The sequence below is a fragment of the Gelidibacter algens genome (genome assembly GCF_001678675.1).
In the GTDB taxonomy this organism is placed as follows: Bacteria; Bacteroidota; Bacteroidia; order Flavobacteriales; family Flavobacteriaceae; genus Gelidibacter; species Gelidibacter algens.
Window position 1 is genome coordinate 1 of record NZ_LZRN01000027.1, and the last position, 16,122, is coordinate 16,122.

The 16,122-nt window shown below is 37.6% G+C and carries 8 protein-coding genes; 7 read left to right on the forward strand and 1 reads right to left on the reverse strand.

Features of this window, described 5'->3' with window-relative positions:
* Positions 1-174: 174 nt before the first annotated feature.
* The 7 genes from A9996_RS12510 to A9996_RS19665 all read left to right on the forward strand — a co-directional run bounded on the left by A9996_RS12510 (position 175) and on the right by A9996_RS19665 (position 15,369).
* Positions 175-6,855, forward strand: coding sequence for a type I polyketide synthase (locus tag A9996_RS12510; RefSeq protein WP_066435435.1), 6,681 nt, complete (start codon positions 175-177; stop codon positions 6,853-6,855).
* Positions 6,856-7,031: 176 nt separating this feature from the next.
* Positions 7,032-11,024, forward strand: coding sequence for a non-ribosomal peptide synthetase (locus A9996_RS12515; RefSeq protein ID WP_083993949.1), 3,993 nt, complete (start codon positions 7,032-7,034; stop codon positions 11,022-11,024).
* Positions 11,017-11,790, forward strand: coding sequence for a 4'-phosphopantetheinyl transferase family protein (locus tag A9996_RS12520; protein ID WP_083993950.1), 774 nt, complete (start codon positions 11,017-11,019; stop codon positions 11,788-11,790). The genes A9996_RS12515 and A9996_RS12520 overlap by 8 nt, the downstream gene beginning before the upstream one ends.
* Positions 11,791-12,089: 299 nt before the next feature.
* Positions 12,090-12,731, forward strand: coding sequence for a class I SAM-dependent methyltransferase (locus A9996_RS12525; protein WP_066435442.1), 642 nt, complete (start codon positions 12,090-12,092; stop codon positions 12,729-12,731).
* Positions 12,732-12,850: 119 nt separating this feature from the next.
* Positions 12,851-13,513 carry a peroxiredoxin gene (locus tag A9996_RS12530; RefSeq protein WP_066435444.1) on the forward strand — a complete coding sequence of 221 codons (663 nt, stop codon included), beginning with the start codon at positions 12,851-12,853 and terminating at the stop codon, positions 13,511-13,513.
* Between the two features lie 78 nt (positions 13,514-13,591).
* A complete protein-coding gene (locus A9996_RS12535; protein WP_066435445.1) occupies positions 13,592-14,923 on the forward strand; it encodes an MBL fold metallo-hydrolase in 1,332 nt (443 codons plus the stop codon).
* A gap of 35 nt (positions 14,924-14,958) precedes the next feature.
* Positions 14,959-15,369 (forward strand): methyltransferase family protein, encoded by a 411-nt coding sequence (locus A9996_RS19665; protein ID WP_083993952.1) that lies wholly within the window; start codon positions 14,959-14,961, stop codon positions 15,367-15,369.
* 123 nt (positions 15,370-15,492) lie between these two features.
* Here A9996_RS19665 and A9996_RS12540 read toward each other — a convergent pair whose 3' ends face one another.
* Positions 15,493-16,119 (reverse strand): TlpA family protein disulfide reductase, encoded by a 627-nt coding sequence (locus A9996_RS12540; RefSeq protein WP_066435447.1) that lies wholly within the window; start codon positions 16,117-16,119, stop codon positions 15,493-15,495.
* Between the last annotated feature and the right edge of the window lie 3 nt (positions 16,120-16,122).

Here is a 16,122-nt window from a genome sequence, read left to right on the forward strand (position 1 = left end):
ATCTAATTTTCTTGAATAGTTTCTCGCAACGTTAATGATAACAAACTAAGACCCATTACTCATACTAAATTTTTTTATGGATAAATTTGTTCTTAAAATTAGTTAAGCGGGCATAAAAGATGATACCTTACATAGATTGGATTTACTATACCTCGCTAATCAAATTGGAATAAAATGCACAACCCTAACAACGTTTACCTACTTTTTGAAAAGGCAGCAAGGTCTTATCCTGATGGTCTTTGCATCCTAACCGAAACAGACCAACTAACCTATAGACAGACCGAAGAGGAAATTTTAAAAGTTTATAATACTATTTTAGGTCATGCCAGGAATGAAGAAATTATTGGCGTCCCAACATCCCGATGTATTGATCAAATAATCTTTGTATTATCTGTATTAAAAGCGGGTAAAGCATATCTTCCCATTGATTTTGGTTACCCTGAAAAAAGGCTGGAAAGCATCATTGGCAATTCGAAACTATCATTTTGCTTAACTACACATAAAGACGAGACTAATGTCCTATCAATTGGCCTTAAGCCATTAATTGTTAGTAACATCGATCAACCTGTCGATCATGCAATCATAGAATCAAACACCAAAAATTTAAGCACTTACATATTATATACGTCAGGTTCAACAGGCGAACCTAAAGGCGTTTGTATGGGTGAGAAAGCAATGGTTAATCTCATTACTTGGCAAAATAACAACTCAACAAGTAAAATCGGCTCACGCACTCTACAATTTGCGCCTCTGACCTTTGATGTTTCTTTTCAAGAAATCATGGCAACCTTAAGCAATGGCGGCACATTGGTACTTATTAACGACGCTTTAAGACTTGATATGGTTGCGCTTTTAAATTATATAGACAAGCAACAGGTGAATAGATTGTTTTTACCTTTTGTAGCATTACAGGCACTGGCTGAAGCCGCTTCGAGTATTGGGCTATTTCCAATGTCTCTTAAAGAAGTAATGACTGCTGGAGAACAACTTAAAATCACACCCCAAGTAAGTAACTTTTTTAGCAAAATAAGTGATTGCGTACTCTACAATCAATATGGACCAACGGAATGTCATGTAGTCACGGAACTAAAATTAGATGGTAATCCTGCCAATTGGCCAACACTGCCAACCATTGGCAAGCCTATTAGCAATACTTCGATATTGATTCTCAATAAAAATCAAGAATTAGTACCTGATGGAACGATTGGAGAACTTTATATCGCTGGAGATTGTATGGCAGAAGGCTATTTGAACAATAAAGAATTAACCGACGAGAAATTTATCAATTGGAATTCCCCTGATGGGAAAAACACACGTATTTATCGTACGGGAGATATCGCACAGTATTTACCAGATGGCAATATAGAATTTCTTGGGCGTGAAGATGATCAAGTTAAAATCAGCGGTCACAGAATAGAACTCGCAGAAATAGAATTGGCAATTAATTCGGTATCTGGTATCGAGCAAACAGTGGTGATTGCTTCCAATCATTTGGCAGGCCAAACGCGATTGGTCGCCTATATTCAGCCGAGTGAAAAAACTCTGGATGTCGCTGAAATTCGCCAAAAGGTTTCAAATATATTACCAGAGTATATGATGCCTTCCTATTTTACATTAATTGAAGAGTTTCCTCGGACGTCGAGCGGTAAAATCGACAAAAAGAAATTGCCCGCGCCTCAATACAGTAGACCGAGTTCTGCGCCTCCTTATAAAGCAGCAACGACCGAAATTCAGAAACATATCGCCAAAGTCTGGGCTGATTTATTGAGCATCCCTAAAATCGGTATTGATGATAACTTTTTTGAATTAGGTGGAACCTCATTATTAGCCCAAAAAGTAGTTGCCATTCTCTTAAAGGATTACAACTATTCATTACCTGTAACTAAACTCTATCAATTCCCAAGAATTGCGGAAATTTCCAAATACCTAGACCCTAACAAAAGTACCAAGACTAAAAAAACTATTAAAAAAGGCCCTGTTGACGGTACTTCTAAAGACGTAGCTGTTATTGGCATGGCAGGGAGATTTCCTGGAGCCAATACCATTCAAGAATTATGGGACGTTCTCAAAGAGGGACGAGAAACGATATCCTTTTTCACTAAAGAAGAATTGGATAAAACGATTCCTGATGGGTTGCGAAATGACCCTCTTTATGTGAGAGCTCGTGGCATCATTCCATCAGCACAACAATTTGACGCTGGGTTTTTTGGTTTAAATCCGAAGGTGGCATCAGTAATGGATCCTCAACAACGTTTATTTTTAGAATCAGCATGGGAAGTCCTTGAACAAACAGGATATCTTCCTAAACATTATGATGGCAGCATCGGTGTGTATGCTGGTACTGGGATGAATACCTATTATCTAAATAATGTCATTCCCAATAGAGAACTATTAAATCAAGTTGGTGATTTACAGGCAAGTTCGCTTAACGAAAAAGATTATATTGCTACCAGAACGGCTTATCATTTAAATTTAAAAGGACCAGCCGTCAGCGTTCATTCTGCATGTTCTACGTCTCTACTTGCAATTGCACAGGCAGTTGAAGCTATAAGAAATGGACAATGTGATGTAGCAATCGCTGGCGCATCTAGCGTAACTGCCCCAATATACAGTGGTCACCTATATCAAGAAGGCTCCATCATGAGTCCCGATGGACATTGTCGCTCATTTGATGCGGAAGCAAAAGGAACTGTCTTTAGTGATGGATGTGGTGTCGTACTTCTGAAAAGCTTGGAAGCCGCAAAAAAAGATGGCGATTATATTTACGGTACTATAAAAGGCATTGGAATAAATAACGATGGTGGCGAGAAAGGAAGTTTCACAGCTCCAAGTGTCGAAGGACAATCTGAAGCCATATTTCGAGCATTAAACGATGCGAATATATCTCCTTCTGATATTAGTTACATTGAAACACATGGCACAGCAACTCCAATAGGAGATCCTATAGAAATTGAAGGTCTGCAAGAAGCGTTTGGTGAGCAGAGTCAGAAAGGCTATTGCGCGATTGGTTCCATAAAAAGTAATATGGGTCATTTGACTGCAGCGGCTGGTGTGGCTGGTTTTATAAAGACTATATTGGCTCTAAACCATCGTCAGTTACCTCCTTCTTTGGGCTTTTCAGAACCTAATCCTGCCATTGATTTTGCTAACAGTCCTTTCTTTGTCAATACTATTTTACGTGATTGGGAATCTAAAAATGTGCGACGTGCAGGCATCAGTTCTTTCGGAGTTGGTGGTACGAATGTTCATATTGTCGTTGAAGAGGCTGAAACTAAACAAATAACTTCTGGAGATAGTAAGCCTTTACAGATTTTGACATGGTCTGCAAAAACAGACAACAGCCTTGAAGGCTACAAAATAGCTTTGGGCAATTATATAAAGTCGTCAACTGAATTAAATTTAGCTGACGTTGCATATTCGTTAAGTGCGACAAGAGACACGTTTAATAAACGTAGTTTCGTTTTAGCAACTGATTCAGAAAACGCCATAGATCAATTATTGCTTGATGGTTCAACGTCTGTAAAGAATTCTGATTTGAAAGCTGTACCAAGCAATTTGGCATTCCTTTTTCCAGGACAAGGTGCACAATATTTACAAATGGGAAAAGCACTTTATGAGCATGAAGAAGTGTTTCAAAAAGCAGTAAATCAATGTGCCGAATTATTACAGGAAGCCTATAATTATGACATCCGAACAATTATTTATCCTGAAAGCAATTCACAAGAAGCTGAAGACCGATTAAAGGATACCCAATACACGCAACCAGCATTATTCGTTGTAGAATATGCTTTATCTCAACTTTGGATGAGCTGGGGAATTCAACCTACAATGCTCTGCGGACATAGTATTGGTGAATTTGTTGCCGCTCATTTGGCTGGCATATTTACATTGAAAGATGCCTTATTATTGGTTGCCGTTCGTGGGAAATTGGTTAGTGATCTTCCTGGTGGCAGTATGTTATCCGTTAGAACGACGTTTGAGAATCTGTCTGAAATATTACCAGAAACGCTCTGTGTTGCTGCTGTAAATTCCGATCAATTATGTGTGGTTTCAGGTGAAGACAAAGACATAGAAGAATTCGCCAAACTATTAGAGGAAAAGGAAATTCCCAATCGATTACTTTTAACGAGTCATGCCTTTCATTCTACGATGATGGATCCTGTTCTCGAAGAATTTGAATCCGAAGTCAGTAAACTGTCCTTAAGCATTCCCAGAATACCAATTGTTTCAACAGTCACTGGAACATGGTTAAGCGATTCAGAAGCCACCAATCCTAAATATTGGTCTGACCATTTACGCGCCACTGTTCGTTTTTCCGACGCTATGGAAACAGCGCTTGGACTAGAAGATATTGTGTTATTGGAAATTGGTCCAGGTCGTGCCCTAACGACCTTATCACAACAAAAAAAGAAAACGAAATCCGCAAGTTCAATTGCAACATTGGTTGTTCCTGACGAAAATGAAAATTCATATCATACTGTTTTATCTGCTTTAGGCCAACTATGGTTAAAAGGAATAGAACCTGACTGGTCAGCATTTTACGAAGGTCAATCTCGACAAAAGGTTTTACTGCCATCATACGTGTTTGACCGCAAGCATTGTTGGGTAGATCCACCATTAACAGAAACATCTACTATTAATTTTAATACGCAAACAGAATCGAACCTCAATCAACCGATACAAACTCAAATGAATACCGCATTACAACCTAACAGAAAAGCAATACTTCTTGAAAAAATTTCGGATATCGTCATGAATACTTCAGGAATGGAATTAGAATCTTCTGAACACGACCAAAACTTTCTTGAACTTGGTCTCGATTCACTTGTTCTGACGCAAATGGCAATAACCTGTAAAAATGAATTTAAAATTCCAATAACATTCCGTCAGCTAAATGGAGAATTTAGCACACCGAATCTTTTGGCCACTTACTTGGATGATAATTTACCTAAAGAGATTTTTGCTCCAGAGCCTCTACAGATTCCTGTACAACAAACTGTTCATCATAACAATCCCAGCCTTGTTTCGCAACCGAATGTAACTTCCAATAATAATAATAATAATAACAACAATATCGATAATTCTGCCATAGGCCTTATCGCACAACAGCTGCAATTATTAGGGAAACAATTGGATTTATTACAAGGCAATGTATCATCTCAACCTTTTCAAGTTCAAAGCCAAAATGCTAATCCAATACCGTTCAGTCTTGATCAGATGAATGGAACTTACAAAACACCTTTAACAAACAGTGATGATACGTCTGAAGATTCTTTAACAGAAGAAGAAAAAAAGGAACTCAAGAAACCATTCGGAGCTTCTCCTCGAATTGAAAAGTCCTCTACTGGACTCAACAAGCAGCAAAAATCATTTATTGATAAATTAACGTTTTCCTACAATAAAAAAACGGCTGGTAGTAAAGCGTATACCCAAAAACATCGTCCGCATATGTCCGATCCGCGAGTGGTATCTGGCTTTAAACCATTTACAAAAGAATTGGTATATCCTATTGTAGTCGAGAAATCATCCGGTAATAGGCTGTGGGATATTGATGGCAATGAGTACATCGATACTCTAAATGGCTTTGGTTCGAGTTTATTTGGTCACCAACCAGAATTTATAACCAAGGTGCTACATGAACAAATAGAAAGCGGTTATGAGGTAGGTCCGCAGCATCCATTAGCGGGTGAAGTATGCGAACTACTTTGTGAATTTACGGGTCTTGAACGTGCTGCACTTTGCAATACAGGATCAGAAGCCGTTTTAGGTGCGATGCGAATTGCTCGAACGGTTACAGGACGTTCCCTAATTGTTGCCTTCTCTGGTGCATACCATGGAATCAATGATGAAGGTTTGGTAAGAGGATCCAAAAAATTGAAAACCTTTCCAGCTTCTGCTGGTATTCTCGGCAATTCGGTACAAAATGTATTGATTTTAGAATATGGTACCGACGAAAGTTTAGAAATTATCCGTAACCGTTCGCATGAACTCGCTGCGGTTATTGTTGAACCTGTGCAAAGCCGTAGACCTGAATTTCAGCCGGTTGAATTCCTTAAAGAAATACGAAAAATTACAAAAGCAACAGATACCGCATTTATATTTGATGAAGTTATTACGGGTTTCAGAATTCATCCAGGTGGTGCGCAAGCGTTGTTCGGCATTAAAGCAGATTTAGCTACTTATGGAAAGGTCATAGGTGGTGGTATTTCCATTGGTGCCATTGTAGGAAGTAAAACGTATATGGATGCACTTGACGGTGGATTTTGGCAATACGGAGATGATTCCTATCCAGAAATTGGTGTCACCTACTTTGCTGGTACTTTTGTGCGTCATCCATTGGCACTTGCTGCTTCAAAAGCTTCTTTATTACACATGAAAGAAAAAGGAGAATCCCTTCAAAGAGATCTTAATCTTTTAACCGAAAATTATGCAAAAGATTTAAACAGAGAGTTTGCGAAGCGCAGCCTACCTATGGAGATAAACTATTTTGGTTCTTTATGGCGACTCAAAATATTGGAAGATATTCCTTATGCTGAATTGCTTTTTGTTATGATGCGGGAAAAAGGCATTCACGTTTGGGATGGTTTTCCTTGTTTTATGACGACTGCCTATAAAATGGAAGATATACATACCCTTAAAAATACATTTATATCTTGTGTTGATGAACTTATATCTGCTGGTATTTTAAATTCCCATCAAAATGATACGGTAATAAATCATACTGAATCTCCGATCGAAGCTTTAAACAAACCACCAGTGCCTGGCGCACGTTTAGGCATGGATCAGTTAGGCAATCCAGCGTGGTTTGTGGAAGATTCGAAAGAAAAAGGTAATTTTGTAAAAATTGAGTTATAAAAATTTGAAAAAAATTTGCTGTGCTTACATTGAGTAAACAATTAGTTCAAAATGCCAAATTTTCAATTTAGAAAAAACCTATTTTTTTGATAAAATTACCATTAATATCTATTTGGAAACTTTTCTATCTTTATCGATAACTTATAAAAGCGTTTTAAATTCTTGAATTCAAATTGATGAACCAATCCACTTCTTTGAACACTATTGATAATTTCAATCCTTTTGCAGGACCAGAAATTGAAAAAGTAATTTATACGACGCAATCACAGGCGGAAATATGGATTGCCTGCAAATTAGGAGATGAGGATGCCAGCAGAGCCTATAACGAATCCATATCTTTAATCTTAAAGGGCAGTTTGAATGAAACTGCAATTCAAAAAGCTTTAGAAGATTTGGTAAAACGCCATGAGGCGTTACGATCGGTTTTCAGTACCGACGGGCGATTTATGACTGTTTTTAAAGAACTTCCCATTCAATCACATCAACACGATGCCTCAAGTTTAAGCGATTCTGAAAAAATTAAAGTTGTAAAAGGCTATCTATCCGCAGATGCCAATTACGTTTTTGACTTATTAAAAGGACCCCTTTTAAAAGTGGGATTAATTAAACTGTCTGAAACTGAACATCACTTGGTACTCACAGGACACCATATCGTTTGCGATGGTTGGTCTTTGGGAATTATGCTTCAGGAGTTGGGAAGTCTCTATTCTGCGACTATTCAAAACACAAATCACAATTTACCAAAGCCTGAAAGTTTTTCTGCCTATGCCATCGAGCAACAGGCGTATTTAGAAAGTGAGGCACATTCAATCAATGAAACCTTTTGGCTCAATCAATTTAAAGGTGAGGTTCCGCAATTGACATTGCCTACTGATTTTCCAAGACCACAGTTCAGAACCTTCAAAAGTGAGCGTATTGATCTACCGATGGACATGGATTTGGTAGACTCACTGAAAAAAACGGGACTAAAGCAAGGATCAAGTTTTGTAACCACACTCCTATCCGCTTTTGAGATTTTTCTATACACACAAACCGGTCAAAACAGCATTGTCTTGGGATTGCCATCGGCAGATCAAGCTGCCAGCGGAAAAACCCAAATGATTGGACATTGTGTCAACCTGTTGCCTTTACGAAGTGAAATTGATGCGAATATCAGTTTTAACGATTATCTTAAACTACGAAAGCCTCAACTTTTTGATGCTTACGAACATCAAAAATTTAGTTTTGGGGAATTGCTCCAAAAGCTTTCTATCGCGAGAGATCCATCGCGAGTCCCTTTAGTTCCTGTCGTTTTTAATATTGATATGGGCATGGACGACGCAGTGTCGTTTTCAGGATTGAATTACGAACTAAAAAGTAATCCAAGAGCCTACGAAACCTTCGAAATTTTCCTAAATGCATCTGGATCGGCAAAAGATCTCATTTTAGAATGGTCTTATAATTCAAGTCTCTTCAAACCAGAAACCATACAAAAGATGATGGCTTCTTTTGAAGACATCATCACTACTGTAGTTGCTAATCCCAATATTAAAATTGGTGATATTCTTAAGGTAGATGATTCGGCGTATTTAGAGCTGAACAATACTTCCGCTGCTTATCCGCAGCTGCCATTGCATGAATTAATTTTAAAACAAGCGCTTTTCAATCCCTCAAAAATAGCATTGAAATTTAAGAAAGAAGAAATTTCCTATGGCGATTTAGAGAAAAAAGTGCACCAAATGTCGCATTATTTGAAAGATAATGGTGTGGAAAATGGTGATTGTGTAGGAGTTTCATTACCAAGATCCATTGATTTGCTAATCACATTGATTGCTATTATGGAATGTGGTGCGACTTACCTCCCATTAGATCCCAGCTATCCTATCCAACGCTTGGAATTTATGTTGGAAGACTCGGAAGCCAAATTCATTATTTCTACAAAATCCGCGTCGTCAGCTCTACTGTCTAACGCGACATTATTTCTTTTAGAGGATATTTTACCTGAATTATACAAATATCCGCATACGCCATTAACTGAAAAGGTAGATATTCATCAAGCCGTTTATATACTTTATACTTCAGGCTCGACAGGAAGGCCCAAGGGAGTCCCAATTTCGCACAGGAATTTGGTAAATCTTCTCTACAGTTTTTTGGAAAAACCAGGTATAATAGAAACAGATATTCTAATTTCAATAACAACAATTTCTTTTGACATTGCTATGGCGGAATTATTTGCGCCACTTTTAAAAGGCGCCAAATTGGTTCTAACCGACGAAGAAACTGCCAAGGATACGCGTTTACTTCTAAATCTTATGAAAGATGAAGGGATCACAATGATGCAGGCGACTCCAGCAACTTGGCAAATGCTGCTCTATTCTGGATGGGAAGAACCGTTGCCGATTAGAGCCATATCCACAGGAGAAGCGTTACCTATGATTTTGGCAAAAAGCATCATGGCGAGGGTAACTGAACTTTGGAATATGTATGGTCCGACGGAAACTACGATATGGTCTGCAATGAAGCAAGTTTTGAAGACTGATGATGTCATTACCATAGGTCGTCCTATGGCCAACACCCAACTTTATATTGTAGATGAACAGAATAGATTGGTAGCACCAGGTAAAACTGGCGAGCTTTGTATTGCTGGAGATGGCGTTTCAAAAGGCTATTGGAAGCGAGAGGATTTGACTATTGAAAAGTTTGTAGAGAATCCATTTAAAACGGAGATAGGCGCTGTTTTATATCGCACAGGAGATTTAGCCAAACTACTTCCAAATGGAGATGTCCATTGTTTGGGTCGTATAGATGATCAAGTTAAAATTAGAGGACAACGAATAGAATTAGGAGAAATAGAGCAGGCTTTGGATGCGTTGGATGGAGTACATTCTTCCGTAGTATTGGTCAATGAAGATCTTTTAATAGCCTTTGTGATTTCAACTGAAAAGACCATTGATGAAACAAATAAGGTGAATGTCTGGAAAGCAACGCTGAAAAAAGAGCTTCCGGCGCACATGTTGCCACAACAATTTATTTTAGTTAAAGAATTTCCTAAAACCTTAAGTGGCAAATTAGATCGGAAAGCCTTGCTTCAGCTTGTAGCGAATACATCTGAAAAGATCGGTTTTACGGAACCTACTACGCCATCAGAAAAGATTATTGCGACCATTTGGCAAGACTGTCTAAAAATAGATAAGATAGATGCCAACAGCGATTTTTTCGAGATTGGTGGACATTCCATTGTTGGTGTTCAGGTGATGGCTCGAATTGAAAAGGAAACTGAAAATAGATTGCCGTTGGTTGCATTGCTCAAACACCCTACAATTAAACAATTGGCTGCCTATATGGACAAAGAGTTCATTACTTGGGATTCATTGGTCCCCTTAAAAACGGGAGGAACCAAACCAGCGTTATATGTAGTTCACGGAGCTAATCACAATGTTTTAATGTTCAATGCGTTGGCTCATAGACTAGATAAAGACCAGCCTGTGTATGGCCTTCAGTCTAGAGGATTAAGTGGTGTAGACGAACCTCATGATTCCATTGATCAAATGGCAGCAGATTATATTGCTGAAATTGTTGCCTCCAATCCAGACGGACCTTATGCTTTGGGTGGCTTTTCTTATGGCGGCATTGTCGCTTATGAAATGGCAAGGCAATTGCTGGCACAAGGGAAAAAAGTAACCATTTTAGCACAATTTGACACTTATGTATATCCATCTTACTATTACACAAGTCCTTTTAAGAAAAAACTACTAATGAACTTATTCCAGATGGGAAAAGTAGTGTACTTAAGTTTCAACATGTTTGCCAGCAAAAAGCATTTTATACGAAGAAAGGCACTATTGAAAATCCAAATTTCGGGCTTGTTTTTAAAGTTAAAACATGGAACAGAGAAGCAATACGAAATGCAGTTTAACGTGCCTTATAAAATGGAACACAATCATAGCATAGCCACCAACGCCTATACCATAACGCCACAGGATATTGTGATTGATTTATTTAGAGCACAGGAAGAAATTAATTTTGTCCACGATCACGATTTATTGGGATGGAAAAAAATGGGTGGTAGAGGCATTCGAAAACACATGGTACCTGGTAATCACGTTGATATGTTTGATGAGCCCTATGTAGAAGCCTTAGCAAAAAGCCTTCAAAATGTACTGGACACCAAGAACTTAAAAAGTGTATAGTCAATTATTTTGTGGGACGTTAGAAACTTCCATACCTGATTTAAATCGCAAGAAGGGTGATGATTTCTTGATAAAGATTTATAAAATTGAGCTATCAAAATACCAAGAGTTAGCTTCGAGCACCATAACCGTTTTGTCGGACTCTGAACGCAGTCGCGCGGATAGATATCACTTCGTAAAAGATAAAAATAGATTTATAATATGTAGAACGCTATTAAAATTCCTTTTGGCGGAACATATTGGTTTAGATGTCAATAAAATTATTATTGACATTGACTCTAACAAAAAACCCTATTTATCATCTCATCCATCAGTTTTTTTTAATGTTAGCCATTCTGGAGATTATGCCGTTATTGCGATAGCGAAATGTCCCGTAGGCGTTGATGTCGAATATGTGAATAAGGATTTTGAATATGAGGAGATTTTACCAACGGTATTTAATCAACTTGAAATAGATAAGATTCAGAATAGTATAAATAAACATCATACTTTTTATACATATTGGACACGCAAGGAAGCAATTGTCAAAGCCATAGGCAAAGGTATTGATGATGATTTAATAAAACTATCTGTCACTGAAGGGCTGCATTCTGTACCACGAGCTTTAGTTGGTAATTTTGAAAAGATTAATGTGTTCAGCTTCAATATTAATCAAGATTATGTCGGAGCTTTAGCAATTACAGAAGACATACATGATTTTGAGAAAATTATTTTTTATCCTTTACCCACTTCTGATAAATTGAAGTCCTTATTATTAAAACGCTAGCTTGGTATACTTAGTTCGACCCACTTAAAAGTTTATCCACTTTAAACTACCCTATTTTTGTTTTGCAATTCTCTGTTATAGCCTCAACTTTTGAAACAAAGGTTACATCCATTCTGCTCATTGTCTATTATCTTCATATTCATTTAAAAATTAACCTTTCAAGAGAAGAGTTATTGTTATTAATCATTTACTCACAATAATATTTGACTAGTGATTTGACTTAAACTGCACAAAAGCCCTTCGAGATGAATCGTTTTTGAAATAATACATTTTAAGGATCCGATCAAAAATTCATACAAATGGATACAAAAGAACATTGGGAAAAAGTTTATAAACACAAAAGTCCATACCAAGTTAGCTGGACGCAAGAAAAACCAGAAATCTCCTTAAAATTAATTCAGGAAAGTGGTATATCAAAATCTGCTAAAATAATAGACATAGGCGGTGGTGATAGTAAATTGGTCGATTGCTTACTTGAAGGTGGATATAAAAATATTACTGTGCTGGATATTTCTGCCATAGCAATTGAAAAAGCAAAAAAACGTTTGGGCAATAATGCTGCCAAGGTACAATGGATTGTTAGTGATATAACTTCGTTTCAACCTCCCAATATGTACGATTTATGGCATGATCGGGCTGCTTTTCATTTTTTAACCTCAAAACAGCAAATTGAGAGTTATGTAGCAATTGTTAGTAAATCTGTAACGCAAAACTTAATTATTGGCACTTTCTCAAAAGAAGGTCCTGAAAAATGCAGTGGTTTGGAAATTTCCCAATATGATGACATTGGATTGACAAAAGTATTTGAACACAACTTTGAAAAGGTCAAATGTCTTACCGCAGATCATATCACGCCTTTCGACACCGTACAAAACTTTCAATTTTGCAGTTTTAAGAAATCCAATGAACCTAAAATTAGAGCTATACATAAGCAAACCTAATTTCAAAATATTGACTTCGGTGCAATTAATACAAAACACTGTAACTTGTGTTACTGGCTAACACATTATTATAGCTTAACTTTAATAAAAAGTTATACTAATAAAAAAATTTAATAGTGATGGAAACAAATTTAGAAATGCAACAAGTAAATTCGATGCCGAGGATTGGCGATACTGCTCCAGATTTTGAAGCAGTCACAACAAAGGGAAAAATTAAATTTTCAGATTTTGCCAAAGATAAATGGATTGTCATGTTTTCTCATCCAGCCGATTTTACGCCTGTATGTACCACAGAATTAAGTGGCTTTGCAAAAAGAAAGGGTGAGTTTGACGCGCTCAACACGCAACTTTTAGGTTTAAGTATCGATAGTATCCACGCCCATTTAGGTTGGGTTCAAAATGTGAGAGAAAACACTGGCGTTTATTTTGATTTTCCTATCATCGCAGATATTGATATGAAAGTTGCAAAACTATATGGAATGTTGCAACCTAACGAAAGTGAAACCGCTGCCGTGCGTGCCGTATTTTTCATTGACCCAAGTAAAAAAATACGATTGGTGATGTATTATCCATTGAACGTAGGTAGAAATATGAACGAGATTTTACGCGTTTTAGAAGCACTTCAAATTTCAGATGAGTATCAAGTAGCCATGCCTTTAGATTGGAAAAAAGGTGATAAAGTAATTGTGGGTCCACCAAAAACATTGGATGAACTTAACGCTCGATTAGCAGACGATTCTCTCGAGAAAGTAGATTGGTATTTGGCAAAGAAAAATATTTAATTTCTGACTATCAGTCTCGGTTTCTAAAAGCCAAGACTGATTTTTCATGAATTTTTGTAGAATTTAAAACTATAGCATATGGACATTAAACAATTTGAATACAAACCCCTCGCCCATTATTCCTACGCTCTTGTTAGTGATGGTAAGATGGCAGTTATTGATCCTGAACGTGATCCACAACAATACTACACTTTTGCGAAAGCAAATAACGCTAAAATTGTTGCCATAATCGAGACGCATCCACACGCTGATTTTGTGAGTTCCCATCTTGAGATCCACAAAGAAACCGGAGCAACTATTTATAACAGTGAAAAGTTGGGTGCTGATTATCCACATCAGGGTTTTGATGAAGGTGATCATATCACGTTGGGGACTATTACCCTTAAAGCCATCAATACACCAGGTCACTCCCCAGATAGTATTACAATTGTTGCCACAGAAGGTGATGAAACTGCTATTTTTACAGGTGATACTCTTTTTATAGGAGATGTTGGACGTCCCGATCTTCGTGAAAAAGTTGGCAATATGAAAGCAAAACGCGAAGAATTGGCTGAAATGATGTACCACACCATGACCTCAAAGTTTAATAAACTACCAGATGATGCTGTGGTTTACCCTGCTCATGGCGCTGGATCACTTTGCGGAAAAAATCTGAGCGAGGCTGCCAGCAGTACCTTAAGTGAGGAACGGAAAAACAATTGGGCTTTTAAAGAACAATCCAAGGAAAAATTTATCCAGACTTTGCTCGATGGTCAACCCTTTATTCCATCCTATTTTGGATTTAATGTGGACATCAATAAAACAGGTGCCAAAGATGTAGCGGCTGCCATCTCTAAAATTCCATTCAAAGAAAATACCACTGCCACAGGACTTATTATTGACATGAGAAATGAAGTAGACTTTAAAAAAGGACATTTGGAGGGAAGTATTAACATACAAGCAAAAACAGATACTGAAAAATTCGAAACCTGGTTGGGCGCCATCGTGACTCCAAAAGAAGCCTTTACCTTAGTCATCGACAGTAAAGAAAACAAGGACAAAATTTTGAACCGGTTAGCGAAAATAGGTTACGAAAAACAGGTTGCACAGGTTATTACACTTTCTGAAGAAAACCTCGTGAATACGCCGAAATTGGATTTGAAAGATTTCAAAAAGAATCCTGACCATTATACTATTGTAGATATTCGTAATCAAAGTGAAATCAATGAAGGCAAGTTTTTTGAAAAAGCACTCGCACATCCTTTGAATACCTTGCGGGATACCGCAGAAAACATTCCGACAAACAAGCCTATTGTGGTGCATTGCGCCGGAGGCTACCGGAGTGCTGCCGGAAGCAGCATTCTTGAAAACGAATTGCATGGGATAACCGTTTATGATTTAAGTGATGATATAGAACAATTTAAAGATTGAACCTAAAAAACCCAATCAAGGACTATGTATTTGTAATGCTACAACTGCTGCTTTTTGTGGCATACGTTGTACCCTTAAAACTGTCCAACATATACTTACCCGAATGGTTAAACTATTCGGGTTTAATAATTTTAGGACTTTCTGTGATTTTCGGAATGGTAGCCCTTTTGCAATTAAACACAAAACTCTCTCCTTTTCCATCTCCGGTTAGTTCTGGCAGGTTGATCACCACAGGAGCATTCCGGTTATCGAGACATCCCATTTACACCGCTTTAATCTTTTCAGGGTTTGGATATGCTATTTTTCAGACATCGCTCTATAAGACAGTGATCACACTGATGCTTTTAATCCTCTTTTATTATAAATCCGTTTATGAAGAAAAGCTCTTGTGTAACAAATTTTCAGAGTATCATGATTATAAGAAAAGGACACGACGGTTTCTTTAGAAAACTATAAACGTACATTTTGATGAGACCTAAGCCGTCTTCAATTTGACTAGGTCTATAAACATAGAAAAACCGCATCAGCTTTTAATTCCGATGCGGTTTTTTAATTCATTTGGTAACTTATTATTTCAAACTTTTCAGGAATTTTTTAAATTCCTCATCGCTGTAATCGGCCATTCCCTTATGTGTTAAAGCGAGATTTCCATCGGCATCAATAATATACGTGGTAGGAATTGCAGAAGATTGATACATACTTGGGAGATTGCTTGCTGGTGCATAAATAGGTAGGTTGTAACCTTTTCGTTTGTCAAACGCTTTGGCCAGTTCAAAATCCTGATCCAGTGAGAGCATTACAAAAGCCACTTCGTCTCCCATTTCTTCGTGTAATTTATCGATGCTCGGCATTTCGGCAATGCAAGGTGGACACCAAGTGGCCCAAAAGTTCATAAAGATCACTTTACCTTTCAATGCTTCCAAAGAAGATATATTTCCATCTTTATCAATCAACTTCAGATTGAAGTCTGCTTTGGTTGACGCTGGTAAATCGGCAGAGGTGCTTTCATTATGTCGCACCTCTGTAATTTCCTTCACATCCGGATTCATCAAACCTGTTGCTAATAATCCGCGTTGCGCAAAACCAATGACTTCGGTATGCAATCCTGTGGCGTATAACACCACTGCTACTACGGCGAAAACCCCATATTGAATCCAGGTTTTCTTTGTGTCTTTGCTTTTTTTATTCTTGTCCATATA